Raw genomic sequence first — 16,758 nt, forward strand, 5'->3', positions numbered from 1 at the left:
AATGGTTTTATATGGGGGGTTCAATTATGAATGATGTTTCCCGGTCTGTTTTTGTATTTGGATCACCTTGCAACAATAATTACGGCAAGGTTGTCTTTCTTCCCAATGGCCAGCTTTATGGGTATCGGCATGAAAACGAACATGCGTGGCGCATGGAGGGAGAGGAGCTGTGCCTGCTGAACATTCATGGGCAGGTTAGTAGCCGGTATCATCATGTGGGAAATGGGTGGGCTGGCACGGTAGAAGGCCGCAAATACCCCTTATATCTCACCCCCCTTATTACAACAGCTGCATGCCAAACGCCGGGGTTGCCACCCGTTATGGTCAATACCATCCCCAAGGCGGGCACATATTACGTGGAAGCCGCATTGAAAGCGGCGGGCTGCCCTTCCCACCGATTGCATTTGGGGGGAGAGGATGTGGTGGACGATTACCGCGGCCTGCCAGATGAACGTGTGCACATTATGCCAGAAACCCTGCGGCTGTATTGCCCGCTGGATTTGGTGACAGCCACGCTACAGGGTGGCCATGTTGTGGCGCATTGTGATTTTCAGCACATTATCGACCATGTGCGCGGCCAGGGCGTTGTGGTGCTTTCTGTTGTGCGCAACCTGCGTGATATCATAAAAAGCATGTTCCGCTTTCTGCTCTATATGATTCCACCAGAGCCGGAAGATTTTCTGGGCCAGTTCTGGCGTGCGCAGGAAGGTGATGCCCGTGTGGCGGCTTTTCTGGCTGTGGAGCATGAACGCGGGTTGGAGCATGTGCGCCAGATGGCCCGCATGATACTGGCAGATACATCCCCCCAAAGCATTGTGCTACGTTATGAAAGCCTGAAGCAGGGAGATTTGCAGCCCCATAACATTGAAAAATTGCAGGCGATTAACCCGGAATTTACACAACGCCTGTCTGCCGCGTTTGTGCAGACATATGGCGCACGCACCCCAACCTTTTCGGGCGAGGCCCGCCAGCAGCCAGACCCGTGGTGTGATGTGTTTGAGGCATATTTTCATAAATCTGGTATGGCTGATCTTAACGCGCAACTGGGCTACGCATAAAAACAGTTCGGGCGGCCCCTTGAGTTTGTTCCTGTTTTATTCCACATCAGGGGAATGAACCGGACAGCACAAGAGCTTGCCTGATGGCCAAAAAAACTTCCCGCACTTATGTTTGCACCAATTGTGGCGCAGTGCATGCCAAATGGGCAGGGCAGTGCGATGCCTGTGGTGAATGGAACACGCTGGAAGAAATGGCGGTGGAGCCTCTGGCCGCATCCTCTGCTGCTGTGCGCGGCGGCAAGGGGCGGCGCGTGGCGTTGCAGGCGCTGGAAGGGGAGATTAAACTCCCACCGCGCACCCAAACAGGTATTGCAGAGCTTGATCGGGTTTTGGGTGGCGGTCTTGTGCCTGCTTCTGTTGTGCTGGTGGGGGGCGACCCCGGCATAGGTAAATCCACTTTGCTGCTTCAGGCCGCCAGCAAGCTGGCAGGCAAGGGCGAGCGGGTTTTGTATATTTCGGGCGAAGAAGCGGTGGACCAGATCCGCCTGCGCGCCCAGCGGCTGGGTGTGGCCGGAGCCAAGCTGGACTTGGCGGCATCCATCAACGTGGCAGATATTGTGGCCACGTTGGAAGCCGAACCCGATGTGCGAGCGGTAGTGATTGATTCCATCCAGACCATGTGGCTGGAAACCATAGACAGCGCACCCGGTACGGTCTCTCAGGTGCGGGCTTGTGCGTTTGAGCTGATACGCGCGGCCAAGCGCCGGGGCTTTAGCCTTATTCTGGTAGGGCATGTCACCAAAGAGGGCGCGCTGGCAGGCCCGCGTGTGCTGGAGCACATGGTGGATGCCGTAATGTATTTTGAAGGCGATAGGGGCCACCAGTTCCGCATTTTGCGCGCGGCAAAAAACCGCTACGGTGCAACGGATGAAATTGGCGTGTTTGCCATGACAGACCGCGGGTTGGAGGAAGTGAGCAACCCATCTGCGCTGTTTCTGGCGGAACGGCGGGGTAATATTGCCGGGTCTGCCGTGTTTGCCGGGCTGGAGGGTACGCGCCCTGTTTTGCTGGAAGTGCAGGCCCTGCTGGCCCCCAAAGGTGGAGATGGCGCCCCCCGCCGGGCCGTGGTGGGGTGGGATACAGGCCGCCTTTCCATGTTGCTGGCCGTGCTGGAAACACGCTGTGGGCTGAAACTTTCTGGCATGGATGTGTATCTGAACGTAGCCGGAGGGCTGAAAGTGGCGGAGCCTGCGGCGGATCTGGCTGTGGCTGCGGCGCTGGTTTCTGCCGCCAGTGGCGTGCCCACCAGCCCCGGCGAGGTTTATTTTGGAGAGGTTGGTCTTTCTGGCGAGGTGCGGCAGGTGGCGCAGGCCGATGCCCGTTTGAAGGAAGCCGCCAAGCTGGGGTTTGACCGCGCCGTACTGCCCCGGCGCATTGCACGCGGCAATACGCGCTCTCGTCCGCCGGAGGGGCTGCATCTGCGCGAAATTGGCCATATTTCTGATCTGGTTAGCGCGGAAATGGAAGCGGAGTAAAACTGATACATTGCCATTTGCACGATGTATCGGTATAGTGCGCTCCACAAAGACGCGGATGTAGTTCAATGGTAGAACGGCAGCTTCCCAAGCTGCATACGAGGGTTCGATTCCCTTCATCCGCTCCAACTTCCAAAAACCTAATGAAATCAAGCACTTGTCGCATAGCAACGTTACTCGGTCTGTAAGCGTGCGTTACAGGGTCAGCGTTACACCTTTCGATACAAAGAAGGGTGCTGAAGATATGCGGAATATGCTGAAGCGTGGGAACAGTTATTCTGTCCGCTTCAACGTGCCTGAAGATAGACGTGCAGATGTCGGAAAGGTCTTTGGTGCCAAGAGTGGCATGAAAGATGAGATTGTCCGCACCTTGGGCACTCGTGACTATCGGGAAGCCGTGAAGGGCCGTGATGCCGCCCTTGAGGCCATCAGGAAGGAAGTCAACGCCAAGCTGATAGATGCACCTTCCACCCGTGATTACATAAGCAGCCAATAGCGTGCCCAGATGATCAAGGATGAAAACACATGCCATCCGTCAATCGCATTTCCTCACATCAGATAAACCCTGCGTAAGGAACCCAAATTGGGTTCCTTTTTTGTTGCGCTATTGCAGCTTCAAGCATGTGCGCCTGCGCAGGGTTATTGCTTTTTAAAGGGCAGATATACGGAGAATGCACAGTACTCGTGTTGAAAATAAATAAATATGAAATACATTCTGTTACAGTTTTGTTAAACGAGGAGAGAAATCATGAAAAACACACTTTATATGTGTGTCGCTGTTCTTGGCCTCGGGTTTGTGCAGAGTGCTTCTGCCGCCACATGGGATGGTGGCGTGTCCAGACATGTTGAAGTCAAAAACCCGGATCAGCCCGATACAACCAAAGGCGGTGTATGGGATGGCGGCGTATCCAAAGAGGTAAAGGTGGAAGATCCAGATACGTCGGACACACCCAAAGGTGGTGTGTGGGATGCCGGTATATCCGAGCATGTGCCTGTCAAATATCCCAGCACGCCGCAGTAATGGAGTATGCCTTGTTTCAATGTTTTGGTGATGTGTTTACAAAATATTGGGACAGGGTGTGGTTTTTAGAAAATAGTAACTACTTAAAACCTGATATTTATTTTGAGTTTATATAAAATAAATTGTGTAATTTTAATATATTCCGCATATTTATTCTTAATAAAGAGAATTATACAACAATCGTATAAAATCAGTGTGCATCAAAAAGCGGATACGCCTTTAAAGGCATGTACATTGCGCCGGCACCAAGATAATTTTTCATGAAATTATTGTTTCACATCCGATATGGTAAGCATTCTTTGTTTTGGAATACATGAAAGAAATACAAAATATTCTTTTTATTATTTAACAATACATCTTGATTATACAAAATATAGAAGTAAAAAAGATTTGGAATTTTTTATTATAATCTCTTGAATATCATATATTGTTGTGTGATGATTATAAAAAGAGATGTGTATATGCAGTACATGTCTGTCCCGTAACAGATTGCAACAAGGAGATCCTCTACACGTGGCATATCTGATGCAGGGTATCGTTTTTGTACAGAAACGGCTTTATGGCGCTTTTTGTGCGTGTGCGTCTGGGTTTCAATTACATGCAGGCGCGGTCTAAATAATGGGTTGTTCCTCTATCGGGCATGTGCGTTCGCGTGCCAGATCATTACGTCGTGGGTCTCGTGGCTTCGTTAAAGCAGGCTGGTCTCTGGTAGCACTCGGTTTGGCGGCGTTCATTGCGCCAGAAGAGGCGCAGGCCGAGCAAACTCTTGTTTCCATTAAAGGGATCACCCTTCAAGGGGCGCTGGATATTGGGGGGTCTGCTTTTTTTCTGCCCAATACCAATTTTGGCGCAGGCTCTTACGGCACCAAATCTTCCGGTGCTCTGGTACGCCATAAAAACAGCACATACGGCGAATTTTATGGCAAGCCCATGCTGATGGGATCTTGGCAGACAGGGTGGGGCTTTACCGTTATTGGCAAGGCCTCCGCCATTGGCGCCACCACGCTGGGTGATGGTGATGCAGAAGAAGTTTCTCAAACATCTGGTACGCCGCGCTCCATTTATCTGGAAGAAGCCAATCTGGGCGTAGAAGTGCCGCTGGAAATGGCAGGCGGCAAGCAGCTTCTTACGGTGCAAGGTGGCCGGCAGGCCTTTGCCGTGGATGATGGCTTTTTAATCGGGAAAGGCACCTACAGCGCGGGGGATAGGGGCGCATGGTGGTATGCCCCACGTTATGCGTTTTCTGGCCCCGGCGTAATCAAGCTGGAAGGTGATTCCGTGCGCGGAGACATCTTTATGTTGGAAAGCAATTCCGACAACGATCTTGACCGTGGATATGACCGGCCCGAAACCAAATTTGTCGGGTTTGATGTGTCTTGGTTCAAAAACAGGCCCGGTGGACATGGTGGATCAACCTATGCAGACCGTGCAGCCTACGTCACCTTAACCTATTTCCATGTGCGTGATGCAGATGGTTCTGCGCACTATGATTACTCCACCCGTGCAGACCGTAACGGTATGAATGTGGCCGCACTCAGCTGGGGTGGCACGTTGTTTCCCGTTAAGGCACTGGGTATTTCCAAGAACTTTACGTTCTATGGCAATTTTGTATCCGAACAGAACAGCCACGCAGGCAATGGTTACAAATCTGTAGAAGCCTACGGCATGTATTTCGAGCCGGGCTATACGTTCTCCATGCTGCCGTGGAAGCCGCATCTGTTTTATCGGTACACGCGCTTTGGCGGCGGCAAGAATGCCGAAGGCTCGGTCAAGCGCAATTACGATACGTTCTTTCTTTACGATGGCAAGCGCTATACCTATGGCGGCTATTGGCCGGGTGAAATTGTGGGTATGTATCTGGCCCCGCTTTCTGATCTGGAAGTGCACCAGTTTGACCTTACGGCCACGCCCCCTGTGCATCTGTTCCGCAAAAAGGATGAGCTTAAGTTAGGCGTACATTTTTACGATCTTTCTCTGCTGTATCCATCCGGCATGGGGTTGAAGAACGTAGGCCGGCATGTTTCCAACGAAGTGGATTTTACGGCTGAATATATGCTGGATGAAACCACATCCGCCGCAGTTGCAGCTGGCACAGCCTTTAGTGGCCCGGCTGGGCGTGCGCTCTCCCGCGCAGGGGTGCCCACAGGGTACCGCATGCATGATATCGGGCGGCATGCCGGCGTGCTAGAGGCTTATTTTTACAAGCATTTCTAACGACAATTTCCCAAAACAAAACGTTTTGGGGTAGAAACTTGCAGGACAACAAGAACAAAGGATTTCCTGATGCCCGAACCCACACCCCATCCTGCGGCAAAACCCGCAGACGGGCTGCGTAATCGCCACATTGCCATGATTGCTCTGGGTGGCACCATTGGGGCTGGTCTGTTTGTTGGCAGTGGCGCTGCCATTGCGGCAACGGGGCCTGCGGTTCTGCTGGCGTTTCTGCTGGTAGGATTTCTGGTTATCCTGGTGATGCGCATGTTGGGGGAAATGGTTGTGGCGGACCCTGGGCGCGGGTCCTTTGTGGAATATATTCGCGCAGCGCATGGGGATAAGGTGGGCTTTACCGCAGGGTGGCTTTACTGGTTTTTCTGGGTAGTGGTGTTGGGAAGCGAGGCCATAGCCGGGGCCATTCTGTTGCAGGATTGGGTGCACCTGCCGGTTTGGCTGCTTTCTATTGTGCTTATTCTTGTTCTCAAGCTGATCAACTTTGCAGCCCCACGCGTTTTTGGGGAATGTGAATTCTGGCTTTCTGCCATTAAAGTTTTCAGCATTATTGCGTTTGTTGCCATCTCTCTTTTGTATGTGGCGCATGTGTTTGGTCCCGGTGTTTCCGTAAAGCAAAATCTGGTGGGGCATGGCGGTCTTTTTCCGCATGGTATTGTTGCGCTGTTTTCCATTATTCCAACCATCCTGTTCACCATGATGGGGTCGGAAATTGCAACAGTTGCCGCGGCTGAATCTCCCGAACCAGGCAAGAACGTTGCGCGCGTAACCCGCAGCCTTGGCCGCCGCATTACTCTGTTTTACGTAGCCGCTGTGGGAATGATCCTGATTGTGGTGCCGTGGACAGATATTGTGCCGGGCAAATCACCTTTTGTGGCCGCCATGGATGTTATGGGCGTGCCCGGTGCGGGCCTGTTGATGCGTATTGTGGTGCTCAGCGCCATTCTCTCCTGCCTGAACTCCGCCATGTATATTACATCGCGTATTCTAACAGAACTGGCCACTCAGGGAGACGCCCCGGCATTTCTGGCGCGGCGTTCTGCTGCGGTAGTGCCGCGTAAGGCCATTATTGTCAGCAGCCTTGCGGGCACATTGGTGGCGTTTTCTTCCATTCTGGCGCCAGATACCATTTTTGCTTTTCTGCTGAGCTGTAGCGGTGGCGTTATTCTGCTGATCTATAGCCTGATTGTAACGTCTTACATTGTTACGCGCCGTGCCGCGCGCCAGAATGGAACCGAAGCAGAGAACTACACTTTGCCACTGTTTCCGCTATGCAATTATCTCACACTTGCAGGCGTGGTGCTGGTGTTTGTGGCTATGCTGCTGAACCCATCTGAACGGATGACCGCTTTGGCCACCATGGGCAGTTCGGCAGTGTGTTATCTGGTGGCCATTTATTTTGTGACCAAAAATAAAAAGGCCGCTTGAGTTTTGTGTTTACCGAGTATTCCCGTTGTTTAGGGAATACTCATTTTGTCCAGATGCAGGGCAAGGGGGTGGCGGCGCCAATGCAGCAGGCCACCCGCCGTAAAAATGGTAAGCCCTGCTGCGGCAATACCAATTCCAACATTTTTATCAGAAACCAGTGTGCCAATTACGGCACCCACAAACAGGCTGGCAATAGCGGCTAATCTGCGCCACGTGCCAGAGTTTGTGCCGCCAGCCACCGTGCTGTTATGGGCCAGCCCGTGCAGCACCATAGTGGCGGCAGGCAGCACCATATCGGGCAGTTTGGCATGGCGCGTGGCAGAGGTTTGCAGCCCCATGGCCAGTGAGAGCATGCCTAGCGTAATGTAAATGCCACCGTTAAGCTGTGCACACCACACAAACGCGGCCAGCCCCACAAGGCAGCCAACGCCTAGCAGGATATCCCCCACCACAAGGCGTGTCTGGCGTTCCCGCCGTACCAGGCGGCCCCCAATAATGGCCCCCGTAAAGTAGCAGGCAATGGCTTCCAGGCCAGAAAGAACAATGGCCTGAGACGTGGCAATGTTAACAGCCATAAGAATAATGGTGGCTGTCATATATCCTGCAAAAATCTTGAGATGCAGTAGGGATATGGCATCCAGCATGCCCATTGCCATTGTAACCAGCAGAATGGCAATAACCAGCTTGGCATCATGTCCCGTACGGGCTGTCATAATGTCTCCTCTAAAGAAAAAGAATGAAAAGAGAGGTTTTATGCGCATTTTTTAATAGAAGGATGCGCGTTATATCATCATCTTTGCTCACGCAAAGATGATCTCTGGTAAGATGAGCCATGCCCCACGCAGGAGGCACAGCCGTACAAACAAAACCCCCGGCGTACAAAACGCCGAGGGCTTGGTGTATTCAGAGTAAGCTGATTAGTTCAGCGTCATCAGGCTGGCATTGCCACCCGCTGCGGTGGTGTTGATGCTGCGAGACTGCTCTTCCAGCACCACTTCAACAGAAGGTAGTGTTGCGCCTGTTACAAAGGTGGAAACAATGGGGCCATTGGCTTCTGCCAGTGTTCTGCGCGCACTGCGGAATATGGCGTTATCATCTTCACCCAGCAGGATAGAGCAGGGCAGGGCCGTTGCGCTGGCAACCGGGCGAATGGCTTGGCGCAGAATATCCGGTAGTCTGTCCAGCCACCCTGTCAGTTCTTCTTCTGCCAGCACCAATGCAGTGTTGCCCCCAGCCAGCGCCAGAGAGATCTGGTCATACAGCCCCGCCAGCGTAATGGGCACGCACAGCACGTTGCCGCGTGCGCTCAGGCGATAGATGTTTTGCTCACCCACAGGGCCGGGCAGAGTGATTTCTCCGCCAACCAGCGGCAGGCGTGCCAGATTGCCAGCAATTTGCGCGGCTTTGCTTTCACCCTTTTCACGCAGCCAGTCTGTCCACTGCGCCATTTCAGGCGTGGTGCGGCCACGTACAATTTGCGCCACAGCTGGGGCTTCAGACAGCAGGCGGCGCAGAATAAGCGGACCACCTGCCTTGGGGCCGGTGCCAGAAAGGCCGCGCCCACCAAAAGGCTGCACGCCCACAACCGCGCCAATGGTGTTGCGGTTGACGTAAAGATTGCCAGCCTCAACCTGTGAGAGCACGCTTTTTATTGTGGAATCCAACCGGGTGTGCAGGCCAAATGTCAGCCCGTAGCCGGTATCATTAATTTCCAGCAGCAGTTCTTCCAGCTTGTCACGCTCAAAGCGCAGAACGTGCAGCACGGGGCCAAACACTTCTGGCCCAATTTCCCGAATGTTCAGCACTTCAATCAGCGTGGGCGGCACGTAGCTGCCGTTGGCACAGGCTTCTGGCACAGGCAGCGCCATAACCGGGGCTTTGCGGGCCTTAAAGGCGTTAACATGCGCGGTAATGTTTGCGGCCGCTTCCTCGGTAATCACCGGGCCCACATCGCAGGAAAGATGTGCGGGGTTGCCAATGCGCAGTTCACGCATGGCACCACGCAGCATGGCCAGAATGTGGTCTGCACAATCTTCCTGCACACACAGAACGCGCAGGGCAGAGCAGCGCTGGCCTGCACTATCAAAGGCGGAGGCTAGAACATCGGCCACAACCTGTTCTGCCAGTGCGGAGGAATCCACAATCATGGCGTTCTGGCCGCCGGTTTCGGCCACAAATGGCACGGGCTGGCCGGTGGCTGTGCGCCGTTCCAGAAGCTGACGGTTGATAATCTGCGCCACGGTGGTGGAACCGGTAAACATCACGCCCATTACGCGCTCATCCGCCACGGCGGCGGCGCCTACGTCACCTTCACCTGTCAGCAGTTGCAGGGCAGCAGGGGGCACGCCGGCTTCTTGCACAATACCCACAGCCACGGCGGCAACAAGTGGTGTTTCCTCCGCCGGTTTGGCCAGCACAACGTTACCGGCTGCAAGGGCTGCGGCAATCTGGCCGATAAAGATGGCCAGCGGGAAGTTCCACGGGCTAATGCAGGTGACAATCCCCAGTGGCTTGTGGGTGGTATTATCAAAATCCCGCCGGATGGTGGCACCGTAATAGCGCAGGAAGTCTACAGCCTCACGCACTTCCGCCACCGCGTTGGGGAGGGATTTCCCCGCTTCACGCCCCAGAAGTGCCAGAAGATCATCCGTGCGTTCTTCCAGAATATCAGAGGCTTTTTGCAGAATGTCTGCGCGTTCTGCCGGGCTGCGGTTGGCCCAGTCCTGCTGGCCTTTCTGTGCGGCATCCACAGCTTTTGTCACAACATCTGGCGTGGCGTAGGAGACCTTGCCCACCACATCGCGCCGGTCTGCCGGGTTGGTAACGGGGCGGAAAGCACCCTTCTTTTTCACACCCACAACCATGGGGCTGGCTTCCCACGTTTGGGGGGCATCTTTAATGCCGGTTGCCAGTGCGGACAGAACCTTGTCATCCGCCAGATCCACCCCGGCAGAATTGACACGTTCTGGCGCAAACAGATCACGCGGGTTGCGGATTTCTGTATGCGGTGCGCCGTAAGGTGTGTAGCGGCGGGCCACATCAATGGGGTTTTCAATCAGGGATGAAAGCGGAATGGCGCTATCCCCAATCTGATTGACGAAGGAGGAATTGGCTCCGTTTTCCAAAAGGCGGCGCACAAGGTAGGCCAGCAGGGTTTCATGCGTGCCAACAGGTGCATAAATGCGGCATGGGCGGTTGAACTTGTCTGCCCCCACAACCTGTTTGTACAGCGGTTCGCCCATGCCGTGCAGGCACTGGAATTCGTAAGAGCCAAGCTCGAACTTTTCACCCGCCAGCGTGTAAATGGTGGAAAGCGTGCGGGCATTGTGGGTGGCAAACTGCGGAAAGATCACATCACGCGCGTTCAGCAGTTTGCGCGCACAGGCAATGTAGCTGATATCTGTGTGGCACTTGCGAGTGTAAACGGGAAAATCCGCCATGCCCTCAACCTGTGCTTTTTTGATTTCGCTATCCCAGTAAGCACCTTTTACCAAACGCACCATAATGCGGCGGTTGGTGCGGCGGGCCAGGTCAATAATGTAATCCAGCACATAGGGGCAGCGCTTGCCGTAAGCCTGCACCACAAAGCCAATACCGTTCCAGCCTTCCAGCCCCGGTGTGGCGCACAGGGCTTCCAGAATATCTAAAGAGACATCCAGACGTTCTGTTTCTTCCGCATCAATGTTCAGGCCGATATCGTATTTGCGGGCCAGCAGGGTAAGTTCCTGCACAACCGGCAGCAACTCACCCATCACACGGTCATACTGTGCGCGGGCATAGCGTGGGTGCAGGGCAGAAAGTTTGATGGAAATGCCGGGCCGGTCATACACAGTGTTGCCGGTTGCGCTGCGGCCAATGGTATTGATGGCGTTGATGTAATCCTGCCGATAGCGTTCAGCATCATGCGCGGTAAACGCGGCCTCGCCCAGCATATCGTAGGAATAGGAAAAACCCACAGCTTCCAGCTTGGCGCTGTTCTTGCGGGCCTGATCAATGGTCTGGCCCAGCACAAACTGCTCGCCCATCAGGCGCATGGCGGCATCTACGGCCTTGCGGATAATGGGTTTGGATGTGCGTTCCGCAAAGTTGAGCAGAGAACTGGCAAGCGTGCCTTCATCATGCTCTGTTACCAGCTTGCCGGTAAGTGCCAGCCCCCATGCGGCGGCGTTGGCAAACAAGGGCTTGCCGCGTGCCACATGAGAAAGCCAGTTGCTTTCACCAATCTTGTCCTGAATCAGCGCATCGCGCGTGGCAACGTCTGGAATACGCAGCAGCGCTTCGGCCAGACACATCAGGGCCACGCCCTCGGTGGAGGAAAGCGAGAATTCCTGCACCAGTGTTTCCACCAGCCCCGGGCTGCGGCGCGCGCGCAGGGCTTCGGCCAGTTTGGAGGCCATGGTGGCAACAGAGCCGTTTTCTGCCTCTGTTAATGTGGCGTCTGGTGTCAGGGTTTCCACGCACTGGGCTTCGGGGCGGCGCATGGCTTCAATAATGGCCTGCCGAAGTGGGGTGCGGGATGCAAAATCAGGAGCGAACGTGTCTGCGGATGACATGGGCTTTTCATTCCGGATTGGTAAGCCAGAACCGGGCCTGCCGTGTGTGCAGGTAGTTTTGGCTTCATAATGATTATTCCCTCCTGACATGATAATATATGATTTGCAACATAATATATGATGCGAAAATGCAGAGGTGTTCCGCTCTTTAAACCCGACCTGCGGGGCAAGTGTTTTCAGGATTTATGGCAAAAAGGATTCAGGTGCCTGTTGCAGAGCTTTTTGCCGCTTTGCGGCTGCGAAACACATCTATGGAAATAGTGGCCGCTTCCAGAATATGCGCGCGGGTCAGCTTGGCGCATAAATCGGCATCGCGGTTGCGGCATGCGTCCAGAATCGCCTTGTGTTCCAGATCGGTAATATCCTTGCGGCCTTCTATCACCAGATGCCCGCGTATATAGCGGTCCAGCCTTACGTGCAGGTCTTCTATCATTTCAAGCAGGCGCGGGCTGCGGGCCGAGGCATAGATGGCGTTATGAAAAGCCCGGTTGAGCGCGCCAGAACGCACCCGGCCAGATGGACCATGCACGCCTTCTACAAAGGCTTCATACGCATCTTCCACGCGGGCAAAATCAACGCGTGTCATGTTGCGCACACCCTCTGCGGCGGCGCGTTCCTCTAAAATGGCGCGAATCTGGGAATATTCCAGAATGTCCGCTTCATCCATGCCAATCACCATTGCCCCCTTGTTGGGCAGGAAGGTGACAAGCCCTTCAGCTTCCAGATGTTTCAGGGCTTCGCGCACAGGAATAATGCTCACACCAAAGCCACTGGCCAGTTCAGATTGCGGCAGGGGTTGGCCGGGCTGAAGCTGGTCTTCCAGAATGGCGCGGCGCAGGGCATCGCATATGGTTTCAGAAGCGGTGCCGTGGCCTGTTATTTCCGTGCTTGCAAAAAGGCTGGCTGGCAGCATGCCCTGTGTTCCCGCTTGTCGTTTCTTTGCCGATACAAGTTAATCTTGTACCCTGCTGGCTGCCAGACTGTCCAATTTTCGGTGAGGGGTGGGGAGATATTTGTACGGAACATGCCCCTTTACGCCTGAACTCACCAGATCGTGATCTTATGGAGGGAACCGATAAAGCGGAGTTTGGCACATGCTGGGCACTTTGTTATAACATAAGGCAAGGGCGTTCAGGTACCCCTCTCCTTCGGGCAGGGGCAAGCGGGAAAGATCACAAAAAGCTGGTTTTTTGTGTTGTGGGTGAATTGAGAAAAGTCAGGCAGATTCATCAACATTTGTATCTTGGCCGCAAGGGTGCGGATGAGTGTCATGCAAGGTGTGTGCATGCGCTTATGCAGTGGCCAAGGCCAGCCCGCGCCGGGGCATCTGGCACGCTGTGGGGAAAAACCCTGATATATCTGTGGTCTGCCATGTGTGGGGTGCGCAATGGGGCTGCTTGATCTTTCGGGCAGATACAGGGCAGTTTGAGGCATATTCCGCTAGGGAGATTCTGAATGAAACTGATTGCCGTACGTGCCCTGTCGGCGCTTGCCCTCACCACATCTCTGCTGGCAGGGGCTGCTGTGTCTGCCCATGCGCAGGAAAATACAGATGCGCCCGTAACACGCGCCGGAGATACATCCCGCCTGACAGATGTAGATCCGTCTGGCTTTGTTGGCTCCATTGATCCGGCAGAAAACGCCGGCCTGCTGAACTACTGTGTGCAGAACGAATACGTTGATTATGACGACGGCTGGCGCACGCTGCAGGAATACAACAAAAAGACCAACGCCGTGCCAGAAGGGCAGGAAGGCAATATGTCTTACGCCAATGGTTCTGCTGGCCTGCTGCACGCCAACAACCACACCTACACCATTGCCATGGCTATTCTGCCAGTGCGCCAGAAAACCTGTAAGGCTGTTCTGGAACGGGCCAAGGCTTCTCTGTAAGCACAAGGCTGTTATTCCGGTTTTGTTGATAAGGCCGGATCACGCTGAACGCGGCATGATGGAAGGGTCAGTCACACAAGGTGGCTGGCCCTTTTTCTGTATGCGTGCGGTTTATTTGCGGTGCATGCTGGATCAGGGCTTTCACGCAGGCGTGCAATATGGTCAAACCAGTTCTGTTTCGTAACAAGAACAACAGAAGCCGAAAGGGCCAGACAGAGTGGTAGAAGCGTTTTTTCCCGCAACGGATAATCCCGTTTCTGATCGGTATCAGGATCTTGTGCAACGGGCGCAACGTGATCCGGAGGAGTTCTGGCTGGCTCAGGCGCAACGGCTTGTATGGCATACGCAACCCATGCACGCATCCCGCTCTGACTTTACGGGTGATGTACGTGTTTCGTGGTATGAAGACGGGCGGCTGAATGCAGCCGAAAACTGTCTGGACCGGCATGTTCTATATCAGCCCGATAATGCGGCTCTGATCTGGCAGGGGCAGGAAGACGGGCACCGTGAGGTAATCTCATACCGAGAGCTGCATGCCCGTGTGTGCCGTTTGGGCAATGTGTTGCGCCGTTTGGGCGTGAAAAAGGGAGACCGCGTGGCCATCCACCTGCCCATGGTGGCAGAAGGGGTGATTTCCATGCTGGCCTGTGCCCGTATCGGGGCCGTGCATGTGGTGCTGTTTGGCGGCTTTTCTGCCGAAGGTCTGGCCGAACGCCTGAAGGATAGCGGTGCCGTGGTGGTGATTACCGCTGATGTGGCTCGCCGCGGGCCCAAGAAAATTCCCAGCAAGACCACAATGGATACGGCCATAAACTTGTGCGGGGCAGAAAGCACAGTGCGCAATGTGCTGGTGGTGCCGGTAACGGGGGCAGATGTGCTCATGCAAAAAGGGCGGGACCTGTCCTACACAGCAGAGGTAGCGCTGGAACTGCCAGATTGCCCACCAGAAATCATGAACGCGTGTGACCCGCTGTTTCTGCTTTATACCTCTGGCAGCACGGGCCGCCCCAAGGGGCTGGTGCACAGCACGGGCGGCTATCTGGTATGGGCGTCTTTTACGCATGAGCTGGTGTTTGATGCCAAACCTAGTGATGTGTTCTGGTGCACGGCAGATACAAGCTGGATTACGGGGCACACTTACGTTGTGTACGGCCCGCTGGCCAATGGCGGCACCATTGTTGTGTATGAAGGCCTGCCATCATGGCCGCAGCCCGGCCGCTGGTGGGATGTGATAGACCAGAATCAGGTTTCGGTTTTCTATACCTCTCCCACAGTTATTCGCGCTGCCATGCGTGAGGATGATTCCGTGGTGCAAAGCCGCTCTCTGTCCAGCCTGCGCGTGCTGGGTTCGGTTGGTGAGCCCATCAGCCCGGAAGCATGGAAGTGGTTCTATGCAGAAGTGGGGCGTAATGCCTGTCCGGTGGTGGATACATGGTGGCAGACAGAAACCGGCGGCGTGATGATTACATCCTGCGCCCAGAATGTTGCGGGTAAGCCGGGTGCTGCCGGGCTGCCTCTGCCCGGGGTGGCGGTAACGCTGAAGGATGCCAAAGGGCAGGATATTGAAAATGAGGGCGAGGGCCTGCTGTGTCTTGCGCATTCCTGGCCCGGACAGGCCATGACATTGTGGCAGGACCATGAACGCTTCCGCCAGACCTATTTCACCACCTGCCCGGGCCATTATTTCTCGGGTGATGGCGCACGACGGGATGCCACCGGTTATTACTGGATTACCGGCCGCGTGGATGATGTGGTGAACGTATCTGGCCACCGCATTGGTACGGCAGAAATTGAAGATGCTGTGGCCGAAGACCATGCCGTGGTGGAAAGTGCCGCTGTTGGCGTGCCGCATGATCTGAAAGGGCAGGCCCTTGTGGTGTTTGTGGTGCCCAAGGCGGAGGGCACGTTTGATGCTTCAGCCGTAAACAAGGCTGTGGCGGCAGGCGTGGGCCGTTATGCTGTGCCAGAAAAAATTTACGTGGTGCCGGATCTGCCTAAAACACGCTCGGGCAAAATTGTGCGGCGTTTGCTGCGCAAAATTGCCGCGAACGATCTGGAAAATATGGGGGATCTGTCCACTCTGGCAGACCCGGATATTGTGGCCGAACTGATCAAGCTGGTGGCCCAGCAGAATGGCTGAATAGCCTATAAAAGGCCGGGGCGTTTATGCCCCGGTTTCTGCCGCGTTGGCGGCTTTAAGCAACGCAAAGCGCGGTGCGCCGTTTACACTTTCCTGCCACATGGCAAGGGGGCGCACCCAGTAATCTCCGCGTGCCTCACTGCGGTATGTTACAAGCCATTCTTCGGTTTCACTGTGGCGGCCTGTGCAGATCACGGTATAAAGTCCGCCCTTGTAATGTTTATAAAGACCGGGGCAGGGCATTTCTGGCACTTGGGTATCTGCTTTATTCTGGTTATGTTCTATCATGATCAGGATATCCTGCTAGGGTGGGTTATGATCCTGTGTTGCAAAAGGAGCGCACTTTTGAACCATCGTGTTGTGCTGTGTCAGGCGTTAACTGGCTTTATGTTTCTGTTTTGCGTTAATCCCGGCCACGCCACAACCACGGGCCACACCAAAACGCATGCGCATACATCCAAGCGCACGCACCATACCGCAGCAGCCCGTAGCCCCGCTGGTGGCGCACCGGTTGTGCTGACAAGCCAGCCCGGAACATCACTGGATAAGGAAGCCCGCCGCCTGAATTCCGATGATATGGCCGCAGCCGCACGGCATAAGGAAAAACCATTGGTGCTGATTGGCTCTGCCCCGCTGGGCACCAATGGCGGCAGCATGGCGCTGTTTGTGCAGGTGCAGTCTGCCAGCCTGTGCGGTTCTGCCGGTTGCTCAACAGATGTGTATCTCAAGCGCGGGAATGATTGGGACAAGATTCTGGATTCCGTCAGCGGCCCGATTGAGCTGATGTCCACCGCCCACGGGGGCATGAAGGATATTGTGGTGGATGGCACAGACCGTTGGGTCTGGAAGAACAACACCTATGTAGACACTATTGTGGCGCAGGATGTACCGGGGCTGAAAGATTCCATTGAGCAGCATCAGGCGCAGATGCGTAAACACGGTAAGTCCACTTCCCGGTAATTTTCAA

Annotated in this window: 13 protein-coding genes and 1 tRNA gene; 10 read left to right on the forward strand and 4 right to left on the reverse strand. The window is 54.6% G+C overall.

What is annotated here, in order from left to right; genetic code table 11:
- Positions 1-26: 26 nt before the first annotated feature.
- From CSR02_RS06910 to CSR02_RS06940, 7 genes are all read left to right on the forward strand, one after another.
- Complete coding sequence (locus CSR02_RS06910; protein ID WP_099541131.1) at positions 27-1,058, forward strand: hypothetical protein; 1,032 nt, start codon at positions 27-29, stop codon at positions 1,056-1,058.
- An 83-nt stretch (positions 1,059-1,141) separates the two neighbouring features.
- Complete coding sequence (gene radA / locus CSR02_RS06915) at positions 1,142-2,533, forward strand: DNA repair protein RadA (protein ID WP_042788603.1); 1,392 nt, start codon at positions 1,142-1,144, stop codon at positions 2,531-2,533.
- A gap of 54 nt (positions 2,534-2,587) precedes the next feature.
- A tRNA-Gly gene (locus tag CSR02_RS06920) sits at positions 2,588-2,661 on the forward strand.
- A gap of 29 nt (positions 2,662-2,690) precedes the next feature.
- A complete protein-coding gene (locus tag CSR02_RS06925; protein ID WP_143225553.1) occupies positions 2,691-3,029 on the forward strand; it encodes a DUF6538 domain-containing protein in 339 nt (112 codons plus the stop codon).
- Positions 3,030-3,281: 252 nt separating this feature from the next.
- Positions 3,282-3,554 (forward strand): hypothetical protein, encoded by a 273-nt coding sequence (locus tag CSR02_RS06930; RefSeq protein WP_042788448.1) that lies wholly within the window; start codon positions 3,282-3,284, stop codon positions 3,552-3,554.
- A gap of 618 nt (positions 3,555-4,172) precedes the next feature.
- The gene (locus tag CSR02_RS06935) at positions 4,173-5,768 is read left to right on the forward strand and encodes a hypothetical protein (RefSeq protein WP_042788449.1); all 1,596 of its coding nucleotides are present in this window, start codon (positions 4,173-4,175) and stop codon (positions 5,766-5,768) included.
- 69 nt (positions 5,769-5,837) lie between these two features.
- Complete coding sequence (locus CSR02_RS06940; protein WP_099541030.1) at positions 5,838-7,208, forward strand: amino acid permease; 1,371 nt, start codon at positions 5,838-5,840, stop codon at positions 7,206-7,208.
- Between the two features lie 29 nt (positions 7,209-7,237).
- On the opposite strand, the gene CSR02_RS06945 is transcribed toward CSR02_RS06940, so the two are convergent.
- The 3 genes from CSR02_RS06945 to CSR02_RS06955 all read right to left on the reverse strand — a co-directional run bounded on the left by CSR02_RS06945 (position 7,238) and on the right by CSR02_RS06955 (position 12,674).
- Positions 7,238-7,969, reverse strand: a complete 732-nt coding sequence (locus CSR02_RS06945; RefSeq protein ID WP_099541031.1) for a YoaK family protein — start codon at positions 7,967-7,969, stop codon at positions 7,238-7,240.
- 156 nt (positions 7,970-8,125) lie between these two features.
- Positions 8,126-11,851 (reverse strand): bifunctional proline dehydrogenase/L-glutamate gamma-semialdehyde dehydrogenase PutA, encoded by a 3,726-nt coding sequence (gene putA, locus CSR02_RS06950; protein ID WP_099541032.1) that lies wholly within the window; start codon positions 11,849-11,851, stop codon positions 8,126-8,128.
- Positions 11,852-11,960: 109 nt separating this feature from the next.
- A complete protein-coding gene (locus tag CSR02_RS06955; protein ID WP_042788453.1) occupies positions 11,961-12,674 on the reverse strand; it encodes a GntR family transcriptional regulator in 714 nt (237 codons plus the stop codon).
- 542 nt (positions 12,675-13,216) lie between these two features.
- Here CSR02_RS06955 and CSR02_RS06965 point away from each other — a divergent pair.
- The gene (locus CSR02_RS06965; protein ID WP_042788455.1) at positions 13,217-13,651 is read left to right on the forward strand and encodes a DUF4148 domain-containing protein; all 435 of its coding nucleotides are present in this window, start codon (positions 13,217-13,219) and stop codon (positions 13,649-13,651) included.
- 217 nt (positions 13,652-13,868) lie between these two features.
- On the forward strand, positions 13,869-15,791 hold the full coding sequence (gene acs / locus CSR02_RS06970) for an acetate--CoA ligase (protein WP_099541034.1): 1,923 nt from the start codon (positions 13,869-13,871) through the stop codon (positions 15,789-15,791).
- 24 nt (positions 15,792-15,815) lie between these two features.
- Here the strand turns inward: acs and CSR02_RS06975 are convergent, their stop codons facing one another.
- Positions 15,816-16,079: a DUF1653 domain-containing protein gene (locus tag CSR02_RS06975; protein ID WP_183172575.1), complete on the reverse strand. Its 264-nt coding sequence runs from the start codon at positions 16,077-16,079 to the stop codon at positions 15,816-15,818.
- Positions 16,080-16,178: 99 nt separating this feature from the next.
- Between CSR02_RS06975 and CSR02_RS06980 the strand changes: the two genes are divergently transcribed.
- Positions 16,179-16,751 carry a hypothetical protein gene (locus tag CSR02_RS06980; RefSeq protein ID WP_183172594.1) on the forward strand — a complete coding sequence of 191 codons (573 nt, stop codon included), beginning with the start codon at positions 16,179-16,181 and terminating at the stop codon, positions 16,749-16,751.
- Positions 16,752-16,758 lie beyond the last annotated feature (7 nt).

The organism is Acetobacter pomorum (assembly GCF_002738225.1).
Classification (GTDB): domain Bacteria; phylum Pseudomonadota; class Alphaproteobacteria; order Acetobacterales; family Acetobacteraceae; genus Acetobacter; species Acetobacter pomorum.

Excerpts from the sequence above, each read along its gene's own strand:
- CSR02_RS06910 (WP_099541131.1), top strand. The coding sequence starts at position 27 with ATGAATGATGTTTCCCGGTCTGTTTTTGTATTTGGATCACCTTGCAAC.
- radA (WP_042788603.1), top strand. The coding sequence starts at position 1,142 with ATGGCCAAAAAAACTTCCCGCACTTATGTTTGCACCAATTGTGGCGCA.
- CSR02_RS06930 (WP_042788448.1), top strand. The coding sequence starts at position 3,282 with ATGAAAAACACACTTTATATGTGTGTCGCTGTTCTTGGCCTCGGGTTT.
- CSR02_RS06935 (WP_042788449.1), top strand. The coding sequence starts at position 4,173 with ATGGGTTGTTCCTCTATCGGGCATGTGCGTTCGCGTGCCAGATCATTA.
- CSR02_RS06940 (WP_099541030.1), top strand. The coding sequence starts at position 5,838 with ATGCCCGAACCCACACCCCATCCTGCGGCAAAACCCGCAGACGGGCTG.
- CSR02_RS06945 (WP_099541031.1), bottom strand. The coding sequence starts at position 7,969 with ATGCGCATAAAACCTCTCTTTTCATTCTTTTTCTTTAGAGGAGACATT.
- putA (WP_099541032.1), bottom strand. The coding sequence starts at position 11,851 with ATGTCAGGAGGGAATAATCATTATGAAGCCAAAACTACCTGCACACAC.
- CSR02_RS06955 (WP_042788453.1), bottom strand. The coding sequence starts at position 12,674 with ATGCTGCCAGCCAGCCTTTTTGCAAGCACGGAAATAACAGGCCACGGC.
- CSR02_RS06965 (WP_042788455.1), top strand. The coding sequence starts at position 13,217 with ATGAAACTGATTGCCGTACGTGCCCTGTCGGCGCTTGCCCTCACCACA.
- CSR02_RS06975 (WP_183172575.1), bottom strand. The coding sequence starts at position 16,079 with ATGATAGAACATAACCAGAATAAAGCAGATACCCAAGTGCCAGAAATG.
- CSR02_RS06980 (WP_183172594.1), top strand. The coding sequence starts at position 16,179 with ATGTTTCTGTTTTGCGTTAATCCCGGCCACGCCACAACCACGGGCCAC.